Consider the following 14,804-nt stretch of genomic DNA (forward strand, 5'->3'; position numbering starts at 1 on the left):
AGGTTTCATCGAAGTCTACCGTTCTACATTCTCTTTAACAAAGCTCTATTTTCGATGCTGAATTGTCAGTACTTAGAGGCTAGGCGTTAGCCTCGCAAGGAGTCTCAGCACACCTATAGATAGACAGATCACAGCCGTTTACGTGCTATTGATTGACCTTATATAGCTCTGGACGATCGCCAAACAGTACTCGTCCCGGGCGAATCATTGTTGCTCCTGCCTCGATCGCCAGTAAATAGTCATTCGACATTCCCATCGAAAGCTGATCCATACAGATCTGAGAAAAGCCCTGTTGCTGAATCTTCTCCGCAAGACGATGTGCTTCTTTAAACAGAGCTAACACTGCACGATCATCTAGTCCTAAGGGGGGGATCACCATTAGTCCTTTGATGCGGACATGAGCGAGTTGATTCAGCTGCGGAAGTTCTTTCAATAGATCCGATACGTTCCACCCTGACTTGTTTGGATCATCGGTCAGCTTCACCTGCAAACAAAGATGAGGAGTGCGATTGGCTTTGCCAAGCTCGGAAGCATTGCTTTCTGCGGCAAGCCGATCGATTCGTTGGGCGAGCTTTAGACTATCAACCGACTGAATCCAATCAAACAGCGCGATCGCTTTTTGAACTTTATTACTCTGCAAATGTCCGATCAGATGCCACGTCACATCTTCTAGATCGCTTAATTGCGCCTGTTTGGCTTCTGCTTCTTGGATGCGGCTTTCACCAAACTCCCGAAAGCCAGCTTGATAGGCGGCTCGCATTGCTTCTACAGAAACCTGCTTTGTCACCGCAATTACCCGCACCGATGCGGGGATCGTGTTGCGGAATTGGATGAGGCGATCGCTCAACGATTCAGAAGCAAACTTACTCATTGAAAGGTACGTTTGTGGACTTTCTGAATTTGATCGTACTCCTGAGACATGCCCGATCGCCGCAACATCCGCATTCGGTTCTCAACCATCGCTTTTGCATCACTGCGCCCAATCGGTTGAAAATCTAGCCCATCTGACTCTGCTGTAACCACGAAAAACAGTCGCTGAGCGTAGAGAGTACTAAACAGTTCGCGATTTTCCTCAACCAAACACACTCGAAATAACAAGCCAAATGTCGGGTGATTTAGATAATTCTCGTTGTCCATCTAAAGTTGCTCAGCAGGGAAATACATGTGTTGATTGAATTCTGGAGTGCTTTTGGAAGGCATAAGTTGAAAATCGTAAACGGTGTTTGTAGAAGGCAAGGAGTTGGTCATCAATCCTTGTTTACAATGTTTCTCGTTCAAAATTTTCATTTGGTGATTATTTCATGACAATTCATACTGCCAAACGTGTCGTCCGAATCTATTCTGTATCATGCCCAGAATAGTTGTGATTGCCGCATTAGCGTCCTCAAATCGAGTGATTGGCAACCGTGGAAAACTGCCGTGGTCAATCCCAGAGGATTTGAGGCGATTTCAGCAATTGACGCTTCATCATACCGTTATTATGGGTCGCAAAACCTGGGAATTCGATTTGGAGAAACGCCCGTTAAAGCATCGCTCACTGATTGTAGTGTCTTCGACACTATCCGGTTCAACACCGGGAATTGAAGTAGTGCGATCGCTAACGGATGCGATCGGGCGGTGTCAGGAGTGCGATCACGTATTTATTGCCGGAGGAGCGTCGCTTTATGCTCAAGCACTAGCGATTCCGTCATTAGGTGCTGCGCCGATCGCCGATCAGCTAGAGCTAACCCTAATAGATGGGGAGTACGAAGGAGATGTCTTCTTTCCGCCTTTTCGTCATTTGATTGGCACGCACTTTGAGTTGGTCAAGGTAGAGCCGCGAGATGGGTATCGATTTGAAACCTATGTTAGGGAAGGGATGAAGTGCGATCTTTAGTAAGTTGGGTTGAGTGTGCGAAACCTAACAATTCCCACGACTTACGCACTGGGTGACATCAAGATACTGACCTTAAACGACACGAACCTAGACTCAATCGCAGAAGCAAGGTTCGTTACGCCAGGAACTCTGTTTGTAAAGACCTACGGCTGCACTGTAACATCTGCAATGATTTGCGTAAGTCCTAATTTAATAGAATCATGGGTGAAACGTATGGATTTTGAAATAATTCCCTATCAGCAAGCCGGGTCAATTAGATTTGGCATGACACGCACAGAGATTCGGCAACTTTTTTCTGCTTCGCCAAAGGAGCTTTCCAATGGAACTTTGGAAGAACAGTTAGCAGCGGGTATGTTTCCTATTGAAGATGTAGAGTTGGTAGACCTGTTCTGTGAAGATGGTGTTCGCGTTGCCTATGATTTGCAATCACCCCATTGCTGTGTCGCAGTTGGCTTTTTTGAACCTGCTAATCCCGTATTGCAAGGTCAATCACTGCTTAAGTCAAAATTATCTGAATTGAGGAAGTGGCTTGAATCAATAGATGAGGCATGCCAAGTGGAGAGCGATGGAATTTATTCGTATAAGTTTGGTATTTGTTTGTACGCTGAAGACCCTGAAGTACTGAAGAACGAGCTACCAATGGAAGTGACTGTATTTACACAGGGTTACTATGATGGGCTTGAGTAAACTATTGAGAATTGAATGTATAAATCACGTCAGACTTGAACGATATATCAAATAAATTTCGGTAGCGCAGATGAATCGCTCTGTTGCAGATTTAGATTGAGGTGCCGGTCAGATTCTATCCCTCCTCCCTACTTCATCGCTCCCATCGTGTTCTTCCAAGCAAGTTCTCTGCACAACACAATCAGGGCGCGTTCTTCGGCTCCTTTAAATAGCTTGGATTGGATCAATTCTTCTAACACTTGATGGGTCAGTTGCACAGAAAATGTGCCGCCGCAGCGCAACAGATGGCTGTAATAGCAGAACTGCGATCGCCCGTCTTGATTGAGGTGAAACTGGTGAATCTCATCCATTGTCATTCGTCGCACTTCTGTATTCACCGGAACCACCACTCGCGGAATCCCTTGAACACCATATTTTCTGTCATTTGGTGCGGTTTTCACTGCGCCCACTAACACTGTCCAGAGCAGCGTTCGCACTTCCTGAATTTGGTCAGGCGTAAACAGGGGATCAGGGTCGCTCGTTAGCCGTACACCTGAGTTGAGAAACGCTGGATTGAGCAACTGCGAGTTGTACACCACGCCGACTGCCCAGTGACGTTGGCTTCCCCCGCTGCGCGGCTCGTCCTCTAGCTTCACAAATGTGCCAAAGCCATAGTCATCTGCCCGTGGCGCATCGATAAAATCCATCTGGTCATCGACTTGCACAATGTAATCACAATGAGAATTTGACTTGACGACTTTGCCTAAGCGCATAGCAGTTCTCCATCCCTCAGAGGCATTCTACAGCGATGCGAGGGTTTGTACTACAAGCAAGAGAGAAACGTCTATGTTCTTCAGATGTTTATTCAGGTAGACTGTCGTGATTTTCAGACTGCTCCAAGGCTAGATTCGTGCTTGGCTCATGGTTGGGGTTAGAGGGCTAGAATTTGGTCTAAACCTCGATACGATCGTAGTCTTTGCAGGTGCATTCATCATTGCCATTACGCTCGCGTGGCATTTCGGTCGCGTCCGCAGTCCATAGTTTTTTAGCTCGTGCAGACCCCGAGTGACCTATACGTGGCAACTCATCTCTGACTTCTCTTACCGAACTCGCCTAGTTGTACGATAAAATTTAGGCTCTTGCTGGTCTACAACACCACGCCATCGAACTACGCCACACACACCACGCCATCACTATGAGTAAGGGAACGCTGTTTGATAAAGTTTGGGATTTGCACACGGTTGGAACCTTACCGTCGGGTCAGACTCAGCTATTCATTGGGCTGCACCTGATTCATGAGGTCACTAGCCCGCAAGCGTTTGCCATGCTAAAAGAGCGCGGACTGGAGGTGATGTTTCCAGACCGAACCGTAGCGACCGTCGATCACATCGTTCCAACTGATAATCAGGCGCGTCCGTTCGCCGATGGCATGGCAGAAGCAATGATGCAGGAACTGGAGAAAAACACGGCGGCAAATGGCATCCGGTTCTATAACGTTGGGTCTGGAAGTCAGGGCATTGTGCATGTGATTGCCCCAGAGCAAGGGTTAACACAGCCCGGAATGACGATCGCGTGCGGCGATAGCCATACTTCGACACATGGAGCCTTTGGCGCGATCGCATTTGGCATCGGCACGAGTCAAGTCCGGGATGTCCTCGCCTCGCAGACGCTGGCACTGGCAAAACTGAAGGTTCGCAAAATTGAAGTGAACGGTACGCTGCAACCCGGCGTTTATGCCAAAGATGTCATTCTGCACATCATTCGAGCACTCGGCGTGAACGGCGGCGTCGGATACGCTTACGAATTTGCTGGGACGACATTTGAGCAAATGAGCATGGAAGAACGCATGACGGTTTGCAACATGTCGATCGAAGGCGGCGCACGCTGTGGCTATGTTAATCCCGATCAGGTTACCTACGATTATTTGCAGGGGCGCACATTTGCTCCTAAAGAAGAGGCCTGGGACAGCGCGATCGCATGGTGGAATGACCTCCGCAGTGATGCTGATGCGGTTTACGACGACGTGGTTGTTTTTGATGCCGATAATATTGCCCCCACAGTCACATGGGGCATTACTCCGGGTCAAGGCATTGGCATTGACGAGGCTGTGCCTACCGCCGATGTGATGCCAGAAGCAGAACGCGCGATCGCAGAGGAAGCATACCGCTACATGGATTTGGAGCCGGGTCAACCGATCCAAGGCACTAAAGTAGACGTGTGCTTTGTCGGAAGCTGCACCAATGGTCGCATCACCGACTTGCGGGAGGCGGCTAAGTTTGCTCAAGGTCGCCATGTGGCAAAAGGCGTGAAAGCGTTTATCGTGCCAGGTTCGGAGCAGGTCAAAAAACAGGCGGAAGCAGAAGGCCTCGATCAGGTTTTCTTGACCGCTGGGTTTGAATGGCGCGAAGCGGGTTGCTCGATGTGTCTGGCCATGAATCCCGATAAGCTAGAGGGCCGTCAACTCAGCGCGTCGTCTTCTAATCGAAACTTTAAAGGGCGTCAGGGTTCATCGTCGGGGCGCACGCTGTTGATGAGTCCAGCGATGGTAGTTGCGGCAGCCGTGACCGGAGAAGTGACCGACGTTCGGGCGCTCATTTAGCGGCAGACGGCTTATACCAATGCACTCAGCGCTATAGTGAGGAGAAAAAGCTAGTGATTAAGGTGTTGCAACATTGCCAGGAGGTTGAGGCGGCGACGCAGCAGCTCCAAAAGGCCTCGCTGCCGACTCACATCACGACTGAGAAGAATTGGGATCAGTGGTGGCTGTATCAACTGCTGCACGATCAAGATCGGCAGTCTAGCATTATCGATCTCGGGTGCGGCGACTGCTGCACGCTTGACTTTTTAGCGGCACTGGAGTTTGAGCATTTACACGGGATTGACTTAGCGATGAAGCCATCGCTTCAGGACCGCCCTTATCAACTCTATGAGGGCGATTTGACCGCAACTCCGTTTGCTGATGAAAGTTACGATGTTGCCGTCAGCATTTCTGTCATTGAACACGGCGTCGATCTCAATACGTTTTTTAGGGAAGCAAGTCGGCTGCTCAAACCGGGTGGACTGTTGTTTGTCACAACTGATTATTGGCAGACCAAAATTGCGGTTGAATCGTCCATCCAGCCGTTTGGTCTACCGTGGATTGTTTTCTCACAACCCGAAATTGAGCACGCGATCGCGTGTGCCTCCAGTTACGGTCTGGTGTTAGATCGCCAGGTAGAAATTCCAGCTTGTGCCGAATCAACGGTTTCCTGGTACGAAAAGCACTATACGTTCATTGCGCTCGTGTTTAGGAAATCTACGGAGCTATAGGAGTCCTTTTCTAAGTCAGAGCGATCGCTGAATAGATATTGAAAGACCTGATGATTTCCATTCCCCGCCAAATGGAGAAGTTTGATGGAGTCCGAGTGATTGACCAGTCGGGTAAGGAAGTCCCATCCAAAATTAACTTGAGTCAGAATCGATTAGCGATCGCGTTTGATCAGCCTGTAGCTCCGGGCGGTGACTTGCAAGTGGAATTCAGAGAAGTGCAGATGAAAACCTCAAACGATGGAATCCTGCTTTATGGAGTAACGGGTCAACGGGTTGGACTGCGCGGAGAAATTCCAATTGGCACAGCCAGGATTCAGCTTCCCAGTAGAAGCTAGCGGATTGTTGAGCGTCCCTCAGTTCTGATCTAGGAGCTATGTCCATCTCCGTCCGAGGAGGAGTGGCGCGCTGCGGCTTCTCTGCTCGGACGATTGCTGCCATGTCCATCTCGCGTTTCATCCATAAGAATGGGTCTTGGAGAACGCTTAAACCGGGCCTCGGCGGATTTGATAACAATGTAAAGCACAGGAACAATAAATAAGCTGAGAAACGTTGCTACAACCATTCCACCTACGATCGCGGTTCCCAACGATTGACGAGCCGCCGCTCCAGGACCCGTGGCAATCACGAGCGGAACTGCACCCACTGTTGTCGCGATCGCCGTCATCAGAATTGGGCGCAATCGTTCCCGTCCCGCCTCAACCACGGCACTGGCAATCCCCTTTCCTTTTTCTCGCTCTTCATTGGCAAATTCAACGATCAGAATAGAGTTTTTACTTGCCATGCCGATCAGCATGACAAATCCAATTTGGGTATAGACATCGTTTGCTGTGCCGCGCAGCACAATTGCTAGCAGTGCGCCTAAGATCGCGAGGGGCACCGTCAGCATGATGATGATTGGATCGATGTAGTTCTCATACTGCGCTGCCAACGTCAGGAAGACAAACACGATCGCCAATCCAAAAATAAAAACCGCTGCTCCGCCTGACTCTAGTTCCTCTAGCGATAGCCCCGACCACTGGAAATCAAATCCGCGTGGCAGCGTTTCTTGGGCAACCGCTTCCATTGCCTTAATGGTCTGTCCTGAACTCGATCCGGGTGCGGGCGCTCCGTTAATTTCAACAGAGCGAAACAGATTGTAGTGATTAATAATTGACGGACCGTTAGTTTGGGTGATCTTCACCAAGTTGCTCAAGGGAATCATCTGTCCGGGAGCCCCGTTTACGCCAGGGCTGCGAACATAGAGCCGTTTAATGTCCTCAGGATTTGAGCGAAACTGGCGATCGGCTTGCACATACACCCGATACGCGCGGTTGAACTGGTTGAAATCGTTAACGTAAGTAGAGCCTAAAAAGATTTGTAGCGTGTTGAAGATATCTTCGAGCGAAACTTGAAGCTGAGTGGCTCGAACGCGATCGACTTCAACAGAGATCTGGGGGGTATTTCCATTGAAATTGGGTCGCAAACCAGTGATCTGAGGGCTTTGCGCCGAAGGATACGCAGTTGCTCGTGCGACAAATTTGCCCAGTGTCTCCCCGAGAGCAGCAAACCCTAGACCAGTGCGATCTTGCAAGTGAAACTCGAATCCGCCAAAACTGCCAATCCCCGGAACAGCTGGCAAGTTAAAGGGAAGAACCGTTGCATCCTGAATTGATGCCATTTTAGGAAACAGTCCAGAGGGTTGCGGAAAAAATCCGCCAATGATCGCAGCAAGCGTTTGATTCGCGCCTGTTCGTTCTTCCCACGGCTTTAAGGTTGTGAAAATTAAGCCGTTGTTGGGAGTCGCACCTCCGAAACTAAATCCGCCCACCGCAAAAATATTCGTCACTTCGGGCTGTTCTTTCAGGATGGCTTCAGCTTTCTCCAACACTTTTTCTGTGTAATCGAGCGATACGCCTTCTGGTGCCTGAACGACGGTAATAAAAACGCCCTGGTCTTCATCGGGAATGAAGGCTTGAGGCACAAAGTTGTACGCAAAATAGGTCAGCACCAATGCGCCCGCAAAAACGGTCAGGACAAGGCTTTTTCGCCGGATTGCTCGGCTAAGATTCCGACCATAGCTTTCGCGAGTTTTATCAATCGCCCAATTAATTCGATCGAAAAACCAATTATTACGAATCGGCGTCTGCCCTGGTCGTAGTAACAACGCTGACAACATCGGCGTGAACGTGACCGCATTAAACGTAGATACCGTAACTGAAAACGCGATCGTCAGCGCAAACTGTCGGTAGAGTTGCCCTGTTGTTCCCGGAAAAAAAGCAACCGGGACAAACACGGTAATCAAAACTAGCGATGTCGCAATCACAACACCAAACAGGACGTCCATCGATGCGATCGCGGCTTCCCTCGGTCGCATTCCCTCTTGAATGCGGCGAGTAATGTCTTCGATGATCACAATGGCATCATCAACCACTAATCCAGTCGCTAGCGTCAACCCAAACAGGGTCAGCGTATTAATCGAAAAACCCAATAATTTAACAAAGATGAATGTGCCAATGAATGCAATTGGAATCACGATCGAAGTAATCAAGGCAGCTCGCCAATCTTGTAAAAATAAAAACAAGATAATGACTACCAAAATCACGGCTTCAATCAGCGATTGCACCACCTCTCTAGCGCCCGCATCAATAAATGTCGTGGTGTCAAATGCGATCGCATACTTCATCCCCGGCGGAAAATTTGCCGAAAGCTGCTGCATTTCTTCTTTAACCGCTTTGGCAACATCTAGCGCATTACTGCCAAACTGCTGGTTGACGCCTAGCCCGACTCCTCGGTGAGTAATTCGATCGTTGGGCGTAAACCGCAACACCGAGCCGTAGTTTTCTGCACCCAGCTCCGCCCGACCCACATCTCTAAGCCGAACGAGCGTTCCCGTACTAGTCGTTTTGATTACGACATCATTAAATTCCTCAGTGGTTTTGAGTCGTCCTTGGGCAGTCACCGAGTATTGATACTGCTGTCCGGGCAAGGCAGGCGGCTGTCCGATTTGCCCTGCCCCCACTTGTAGGTTTTGCTGCTGGAGTGCCGTCACGACCTCTTGCGGTGTGGTGGCCCGACTAGCAAGTCGCTCAGGATCGAGCCAAAGTCGCATTGCGTAGGTGCGCTCGCCAAAAATCTGCACCTCGCCCACGCCTTTAATCCGCCTGACGGCATCGGCAAGGTAAAGGTCAGCATAGTTGCTCAGGTAGATATCATCGTAGAGATCCTGTCCCGTTTTCTGATCACGCTCGGCATACAGCCCGATCGCTAACAGAAAGTTATTGTTTGTTTTCGTCACCTGCACGCCCGTTTGGTTCACAGGCGCTGGCAGTCGTGAAAGCGCAGTAGACACGCGATTTTGAACATCAACGGCGGCGAGGTCTTGGTCGCGCCCTAAATCAAACGTCAGGGTAATGTTGCTCGTTCCCGTGTTGTCACTCGTAGACTTGATATACCTGACACCGTTAATGCCATTCAATTCCCGCTCTAAAATATTCGTCACGGTCGATTCCACAACTTCCGCGTTTGCGCCGACATAGTTTGAGGTAACCGTGACTTGGGGGGAGGCAATCTCTGGGTATTGCGCGATCGGCAACGTTGGAATACAAGCAATTCCCAACAGCGTGATGATGATCGAACAAACGGTCGCGAAAACGGGACGCTTGATGAAGAAATTAGAAATTGACAGAATCATGATGCCAGTGCCTGTAGAGACAACTCCAATCCCTATCCTATTGAGCTTGCGCTCCATCCGAGATCGGCATACAGTTTTGCAATTGAAGAATGCCAGCCGTCACAATGCGATCGTTCTCACGAAGCCCTTCTAAAACTTCTTGGTTGTTGCCGACAATCTTGCCTAGCTGGACGGGCTTTTGGGCAGCAACGAGTTGATCAGGACTCACTTCGGCGGCTGCGCCTGACGGCGATTGGGCAGGAGCGGTACATCCCGACTCCTTGAACGGAGCCGCAACGAACATAAAATCTCTTCCGCCTAAGCGAGAAATCGCGGTTGTCGGCACGAGGATGCCCGGGCGCTTACTCCACACCACTCTGGCACGAACAAATTGCGACGTGCGAAATTTGTCCGCGCCATTCTCAAACCGTGCCTTGACCTGCACTGACTGAGTAGCCGGATCGACATTCGGCGCAATAAATGAAATCCGCCCAGTTTGGATCTCTCGGCTTTGATCGTCTAGCAGTTTCACAGGCAACCCCAGTCGCAAAGCAGAAGAGCGCTCCAATGGAATCTGAATCTGAATGTCTAACTGCTCATTTTGAGTAATGTTGAAAAGCTGAGTGGTGTTGCTGACTGTGTCTCCCACCTTGACCGGAATATCGCTGACTGTGCCTGAGAAGGGGGCAGTAATCGTGTAGTACTGCAATTGGGCTTGCCCTTCGGCAACATTTGCCTGGGTTTGCTCAAAGGCGCGTTGATTCCTCAGCACTGTTGTCTTAGCGCGATTAATCGCGGAGCGTTGTGCTTGAAGTTCTGCTTCTGCTTCTTGTAGGGCGGCTCGCGCCGTTTGCAGAGCATTTAGCCGCTGGTCTAGAACTTGCTTACTGGTTGCGCCTTGGCGCTGAAGCTCTAGATACCGATCATACTCTCGCTGATTTAGCTGCACGTTTGCGACGGCTGTCTCGCGTCGAGCAACGAGCGATCGTAAGGTTTCGTTGGCGTTGTCTACATCTGCTTGAGCCGATTCAATTTCAGCCGCCGCCGTCTGAGTGGCAGCTTGGCGACTCGCGACCTGGGCACGTTGTTCAGCCGCATCGATTTGCAGGATCGGCTTCCCCGCTTCCACCCGATCGCCGGGTCTTACATAAATGGCGGAAATCTGTCCTGAAACGCGGGGTTGTAGCGTCACAGACTGCCGCGAATCTAGATTTGCCGCATAGTCTGAACTATCTTCAATGGTCGCTGCTTGAGGATTTGCAAGCGGCACAGGTGTGGGCTGAGCCTTCATCTGGCTTGCCATTATCAGCGGCAGAATGAGCCGGTTAAACACAATCCAGCCGACTCCACCCGCGATCGCTAACCCTATTAGGCCAGGAAGGAGAAATCGTCGCCAGCGTGGGGGCGGAGTTCCCTGATGATTTGAAGACGAGATGTCTACTTCAGCAGGAGTTTGAACGGTCAATTTTCGATTGGTTTCTTCGCCATTCATGGATTATCCAGGGTGGTCTGGTGTGGAAGTACAATCGGAGCGCAGATCGTTAGGAATTGAACCCTTTAACCAAGCAACAGGACTGATGTAGCAGTACGACCCAGTAGAACAACTGTTTGTAGCTGATTGGCTGCTACCGGCAAAAACTTCGTGTACAAACAAGTTTAAGGCAAATCTAGACAAACACTACCCCATCTAAGACATTCTCGTGAAGTACCCCCACCTTGCTTCGCTGAAGTGCAGCTGCTAACTGAAGCTAATAAGAACGGTCTTAATTTGTCTTTTGGGTTTGCCGCTTCCTCTACGGCTGCCATGTTGCTCACACTTGTTGCAGGCGGCGTGCTTCAAGCCTTTTTTCAGCCATGCGAGTGGGTGAGCAATACAAGTTTACCAGGTTTTTGCCTTGGTTCAAAGAGGGAGTGGCAACTCTGCTTCGCTGCCTTGTCTGCCCTTCATTCCCTCCCTCTGAGTTCCGCGTTGGCCTTCGCTATTGTGAGTCTGTTCTAGCTATCCACCATTGCCTTCACTGCCATAAGCTTGCCATGCTAGATCAACTAAACCATTGACGATCGCAGCCGCAACCACGGCACTTCCTTTGCGCCCTTGTGTCCGAATATGCGGAACTAAGGATTCTTCTAAACGAGTTTTAGCGAGATCAGCATCAATAAATCCCGCAGGAGTCGCAACCACTAGGGCAGGCTTAATTTCTTCAGCGTCAATCAATTCAACCAAAGCAGACAAGGCAGTCTGCGATTGCCCGACGACAAAGATTCCTTCAGGATAGCGGCGAGCTAAGGTTTGAATGCCCCATGCGGATTTTGTTTTTTCTTTCTGAGGACGAGTAATTGCCTCTATGCTGCAATAGATTGGATTTGAAAACGTGGTTTGAATTGTGGTGTTAATGCCGACTTGCACCGTGGGCACATCAACAATGATGGTGGTACGCGCGGCGAGAGCGGCAGCTCCAGACTGCAATGCCAAGTCAGAAAAATGAATCAGTGACTTGTACTCAAAGTCTGCCGTGGCGTAAACGACTCGCCGCACAATCTCATATTCTGCGGGTGAAAGAACGTGATCGCCAATTTCGCGATCAATGATTGCCAAACTTTGCGCGTCTGTTACGTGCCACTCCATATTGTTTTAGATAAGTGTTTTAGATAGGGCTTAACCTGCAATCTGAATCGCAAAAAAGAGGGTGCAGGCGATGAAAGTACCCTTAGTTTGTGATTGACTTTCTCAGTTTACCCGTGGCGTCTCAACTTCATGCATTGATGAGATTATATTAATGTTGCGGATTACGAATCACCTCGAAACCCTCAGGAATTCTAAAATCTAACAGCAGAATATCTCTGTGTCGATCGCTCAGATTCCAAGCTTCATGCTCGGAGGTGTCATCAAACACCATCCCCTTTCCATTGACCCACTGCTTGATCTCTGTTGCGACTCGCATGGCACATTTTTCAGGTACATCCAACCCTAAATGGCAGCGAAACACATTGGTTGGTTTACCTGCATGAGGAACAATATGTGCTCCAGGAGCAAGCCGGGAGAAGCCTGCAGTAATCATGCCTGGAACAGATTTGACCAGTTTCGCAGTCTCCGGGCAAAGCTCACAATTGACATCAATCTTGACACCAAGAAAGTAGATACCAAAAATTTCCCATCCAGTTCTCTTTTGAAGAAGATATTTTTCTGGATAGGGAACGAAATCGTTAGACCCCAGCCGATCTAGTTCAGTTCTAATCGTCTGCCAATTTTCTTCAAGTCGCGATACAAAGTCAAATTGATAGGGGTCGTAATACACCATATTGCTCCATCACACAGACAGGGGTTAGGAGTAAGCTCCTCTACAGGTTACGATCTTCTACGAATCGCGATTGGCTGTGCCAAGCTCCGAAGGATCGTCGGGTAAAAACGGTTTCCAAAAAATCAGACCTACCACAAACCGAAAACGATTCCAGCTACCTCGAATACGACTGGAGATGCGCCAGACAAACCGCACGAACTCTAGCCCTTGCGCAATGTCGTCCCGTAGGGTGGTTTTCACAGGTTCGACCTTGGGAGGAACTAATCCCGAGTCGGAGAGATTAGGATCAATCGCGTCTTGCATGGGTTGTACGTCCAGAAGATCAGACAAATAGGCAAGTTATTAACCTATCACTTCTTTTGCCTCAATCGTGTTCTACTCCAATTTTTTGACACATTGATTCTACTGGGCAAGTAGAGCAGTGCGGCTGTTTTCCGGTGCAGATATGCTTCCCGAAGGGCACAAGTAGCTGATTGATCTCGATCCAGTAGGGCGGCGGTAATGTCGCTTCTAGTGCCAGCGTTGTCTTTTCAGGTGTTTTAGTTTGAACGTAGCCCCAGCGATTCGTCACCCGATGGACGTGAACATCAACGCTGATGAAGGGCTGGTTGCAGGCCACTCCGAGCGCCAAGTGAGCGCATTTGGGACCGATTCCCTTGAAACTTAGTAACGTTGTGAGATCGGCAGGTACATCGCCGTTGTACTGCGTCACGATTTGGGTTGCGATGGCACGAATCTGCCCTGCTTTCTGATCGGCATAGGTGCTTTCTCGAATCAGCAATTCAATCTCGTCGGGCGTCAATTGCGCGATCGCTGCTGGGGTATGCGCCCGCTCAAACAACCTGCGCGCCACAGGTAAACTCACTTCGTCATACGTCCGAATCGAAATCAAGCAAGCAATCAGTTGTTCAAACAACGAGGTATAGCCTTCCTCTGCTAACGCAAACATGGCAGCTTTAGGAAAGGGTTTTACCGCCTCACGGATAAGGGCGATCGCACGGTCGATGTCAAAGGATGATTGAACAGTCATGAATCTCTTAACCGTCAGGGATCTCTGTCTAAGGAGAGACGTTGTATCAAGTCAACGTGCATCAATAGAGGAAATGAGTACGCCCATCATGACAAACAGGCTAACGGTTAGCTTCTAGCTCGCGAAATACCCTAGCCAAAACAACCTGATGAGGCTATTCTCAAACTCGGTTCAGAACTGTTCTGACCTTAATTTAGTACACTTGCACGCCTTGACTTCGTAGACTACAATTTCAAGGATTTTGATGAGAGGAAATTCTAATGAACAAAGGTGAACTCGTAGACGCGATCGCAGATAAGGCAAATGTCACCAAAAAAGAGGCAGATGCTGTTCTCTCAGCGATTATCGATACTATTCTCGATACCGTTTCTACCGGAGACAAAGTTTCGCTAGTTGGGTTCGGCACATTTGAAGTGCGCGATCGACAAGCCCGTGAAGGACGCAATCCGCAAACTGGAGATGCCATTCAAATTCCGGCAACTCGGGTTCCTGCTTTTTCTGCTGGCAAACTGTTTAAGGAGCGGGTTGCGTCGTAATTTTGGATTTGGGCGTGATTGAGAGAACATCTGCTCTCTAAATTTCCTTAATCTGAAAAATTTTTTAATCCTACAGGTAGATTGAAGCGCCTAGATCAAATCTGCTATAGCCATTCTGCATCAACACAGATTGCAGGATGGCTATCTTAATAGAAACTCTTTTTCAGGGGTTTGTGGACACAACTTGGCAAGTTACAGACGTAGAAAAACGGTTGCGAAAATCGCTTGCAAATTAGCTGGGTAGAAACACCTCCAAAATCTGCTGACTCGTTTGCCCCTGAGAGAACTGCGTCCAGATGAATTGCAGCAAATCGTCGAGCACTTTGCGAGAGAGCGTCAGCAGCTTCTGTCCCACGGTTTGCTTGCCTTGAGCAAACCCAAATTGTTCAGATTGTGCGCCGGAACAACCCGTCCGTTGCAGAATCGACTGCGCCACGCA

General features: G+C 49.4%; 14 protein-coding genes and 2 pseudogenes. 6 read left to right on the forward strand and 10 right to left on the reverse strand.

Annotated features, from left to right (window positions below):
• Window positions 1-145: 145 nt before the first annotated feature.
• Together AC5I6P_RS04595 and pipX are read right to left on the reverse strand one after the other, a co-directional pair.
• On the reverse strand, window positions 146-871 hold the full coding sequence (locus AC5I6P_RS04595) for a YggS family pyridoxal phosphate-dependent enzyme (RefSeq protein ID WP_495692583.1): 726 nt from the start codon (window positions 869-871) through the stop codon (window positions 146-148).
• Window positions 868-1,137: a transcriptional coactivator PipX gene (gene pipX, locus AC5I6P_RS04600; RefSeq protein ID WP_495692584.1), complete on the reverse strand. Its 270-nt coding sequence runs from the start codon at window positions 1,135-1,137 to the stop codon at window positions 868-870. The genes AC5I6P_RS04595 and pipX overlap by 4 nt, the downstream gene beginning before the upstream one ends.
• A 211-nt stretch (window positions 1,138-1,348) precedes the next feature.
• Between pipX and AC5I6P_RS04605 the strand changes: the two genes are divergently transcribed.
• The gene (locus AC5I6P_RS04605; protein WP_495692585.1) at window positions 1,349-1,876 is read left to right on the forward strand and encodes a dihydrofolate reductase; all 528 of its coding nucleotides are present in this window, start codon (window positions 1,349-1,351) and stop codon (window positions 1,874-1,876) included.
• 213 nt (window positions 1,877-2,089) lie between these two features.
• Window positions 2,090-2,563, forward strand: coding sequence for a hypothetical protein (locus AC5I6P_RS04610; RefSeq protein WP_495692586.1), 474 nt, complete (start codon window positions 2,090-2,092; stop codon window positions 2,561-2,563).
• Window positions 2,564-2,691: 128 nt separating this feature from the next.
• Here the strand turns inward: AC5I6P_RS04610 and AC5I6P_RS04615 are convergent.
• Window positions 2,692-3,324 (reverse strand): annotated as a pseudogene (locus AC5I6P_RS04615) (DUF8166 family protein); the annotation flags it as partial.
• Window positions 3,325-3,737: 413 nt separating this feature from the next.
• Between AC5I6P_RS04615 and leuC the strand changes: the two are divergent.
• The 3 genes from leuC to AC5I6P_RS04630 are packed head-to-tail and all read left to right on the forward strand — an operon-like array spanning window position 3,738 to window position 6,186.
• The gene (gene leuC / locus AC5I6P_RS04620; RefSeq protein WP_495692587.1) at window positions 3,738-5,141 is read left to right on the forward strand and encodes a 3-isopropylmalate dehydratase large subunit; all 1,404 of its coding nucleotides are present in this window, start codon (window positions 3,738-3,740) and stop codon (window positions 5,139-5,141) included.
• Window positions 5,142-5,194: 53 nt separating this feature from the next.
• A complete protein-coding gene (locus AC5I6P_RS04625) occupies window positions 5,195-5,851 on the forward strand; it encodes a class I SAM-dependent methyltransferase (RefSeq protein WP_495692588.1) in 657 nt (218 codons plus the stop codon).
• A 50-nt stretch (window positions 5,852-5,901) separates the two neighbouring features.
• Window positions 5,902-6,186: a hypothetical protein gene (locus tag AC5I6P_RS04630; RefSeq protein WP_495692589.1), complete on the forward strand. Its 285-nt coding sequence runs from the start codon at window positions 5,902-5,904 to the stop codon at window positions 6,184-6,186.
• 29 nt (window positions 6,187-6,215) lie between these two features.
• Here AC5I6P_RS04630 and AC5I6P_RS04635 read toward each other — a convergent pair whose 3' ends face one another.
• The 6 genes from AC5I6P_RS04635 to AC5I6P_RS04660 all read right to left on the reverse strand — a co-directional run bounded on the left by AC5I6P_RS04635 (window position 6,216) and on the right by AC5I6P_RS04660 (window position 13,829).
• A complete protein-coding gene (locus AC5I6P_RS04635) occupies window positions 6,216-9,521 on the reverse strand; it encodes an efflux RND transporter permease subunit (RefSeq protein ID WP_495692590.1) in 3,306 nt (1,101 codons plus the stop codon).
• 37 nt (window positions 9,522-9,558) lie between these two features.
• Window positions 9,559-10,992, reverse strand: a complete 1,434-nt coding sequence (locus AC5I6P_RS04640) for an efflux RND transporter periplasmic adaptor subunit (protein ID WP_495692591.1) — start codon at window positions 10,990-10,992, stop codon at window positions 9,559-9,561.
• A gap of 507 nt (window positions 10,993-11,499) precedes the next feature.
• Window positions 11,500-12,126: a precorrin-8X methylmutase gene (locus AC5I6P_RS04645; protein WP_495692592.1), complete on the reverse strand. Its 627-nt coding sequence runs from the start codon at window positions 12,124-12,126 to the stop codon at window positions 11,500-11,502.
• Between the two features lie 148 nt (window positions 12,127-12,274).
• Complete coding sequence (locus AC5I6P_RS04650) at window positions 12,275-12,799, reverse strand: aspartyl/asparaginyl beta-hydroxylase domain-containing protein (RefSeq protein ID WP_495692593.1); 525 nt, start codon at window positions 12,797-12,799, stop codon at window positions 12,275-12,277.
• A 57-nt stretch (window positions 12,800-12,856) separates the two neighbouring features.
• Entirely contained in the window at window positions 12,857-13,102 is a 246-nt protein-coding gene (locus AC5I6P_RS04655) for a hypothetical protein (RefSeq protein WP_495692594.1), read from the reverse strand.
• 61 nt (window positions 13,103-13,163) lie between these two features.
• On the reverse strand, window positions 13,164-13,829 hold the full coding sequence (locus AC5I6P_RS04660) for an endonuclease III domain-containing protein (protein ID WP_495692595.1): 666 nt from the start codon (window positions 13,827-13,829) through the stop codon (window positions 13,164-13,166).
• Between the two features lie 260 nt (window positions 13,830-14,089).
• Here AC5I6P_RS04660 and AC5I6P_RS04665 point away from each other — a divergent pair, with 260 nt between their 5' ends.
• Window positions 14,090-14,365 carry an HU family DNA-binding protein gene (locus tag AC5I6P_RS04665; RefSeq protein ID WP_495692596.1) on the forward strand — a complete coding sequence of 92 codons (276 nt, stop codon included), beginning with the start codon at window positions 14,090-14,092 and terminating at the stop codon, window positions 14,363-14,365.
• A 232-nt stretch (window positions 14,366-14,597) separates the two neighbouring features.
• Here the strand turns inward: AC5I6P_RS04665 and AC5I6P_RS04670 are convergent.
• Window positions 14,598-14,804 (reverse strand): annotated as a pseudogene (locus AC5I6P_RS04670) (IS701 family transposase); the annotation flags it as partial.

It is taken from the genome of Myxacorys sp. (assembly GCF_059501405.1).

Excerpts from the sequence above, each read along its gene's own strand:
- AC5I6P_RS04595 (WP_495692583.1), bottom strand. The coding sequence starts at position 871 with ATGAGTAAGTTTGCTTCTGAATCGTTGAGCGATCGCCTCATCCAATTC.
- pipX (WP_495692584.1), bottom strand. The coding sequence starts at position 1,137 with ATGGACAACGAGAATTATCTAAATCACCCGACATTTGGCTTGTTATTT.
- AC5I6P_RS04605 (WP_495692585.1), top strand. The coding sequence starts at position 1,349 with ATGCCCAGAATAGTTGTGATTGCCGCATTAGCGTCCTCAAATCGAGTG.
- AC5I6P_RS04610 (WP_495692586.1), top strand. The coding sequence starts at position 2,090 with ATGGATTTTGAAATAATTCCCTATCAGCAAGCCGGGTCAATTAGATTT.
- leuC (WP_495692587.1), top strand. The coding sequence starts at position 3,738 with ATGAGTAAGGGAACGCTGTTTGATAAAGTTTGGGATTTGCACACGGTT.
- AC5I6P_RS04630 (WP_495692589.1), top strand. The coding sequence starts at position 5,902 with ATGATTTCCATTCCCCGCCAAATGGAGAAGTTTGATGGAGTCCGAGTG.
- AC5I6P_RS04635 (WP_495692590.1), bottom strand. The coding sequence starts at position 9,521 with ATGATTCTGTCAATTTCTAATTTCTTCATCAAGCGTCCCGTTTTCGCG.
- AC5I6P_RS04640 (WP_495692591.1), bottom strand. The coding sequence starts at position 10,992 with ATGAATGGCGAAGAAACCAATCGAAAATTGACCGTTCAAACTCCTGCT.
- AC5I6P_RS04645 (WP_495692592.1), bottom strand. The coding sequence starts at position 12,126 with ATGGAGTGGCACGTAACAGACGCGCAAAGTTTGGCAATCATTGATCGC.
- AC5I6P_RS04650 (WP_495692593.1), bottom strand. The coding sequence starts at position 12,799 with ATGGTGTATTACGACCCCTATCAATTTGACTTTGTATCGCGACTTGAA.
- AC5I6P_RS04655 (WP_495692594.1), bottom strand. The coding sequence starts at position 13,102 with ATGCAAGACGCGATTGATCCTAATCTCTCCGACTCGGGATTAGTTCCT.
- AC5I6P_RS04660 (WP_495692595.1), bottom strand. The coding sequence starts at position 13,829 with ATGACTGTTCAATCATCCTTTGACATCGACCGTGCGATCGCCCTTATC.
- AC5I6P_RS04665 (WP_495692596.1), top strand. The coding sequence starts at position 14,090 with ATGAACAAAGGTGAACTCGTAGACGCGATCGCAGATAAGGCAAATGTC.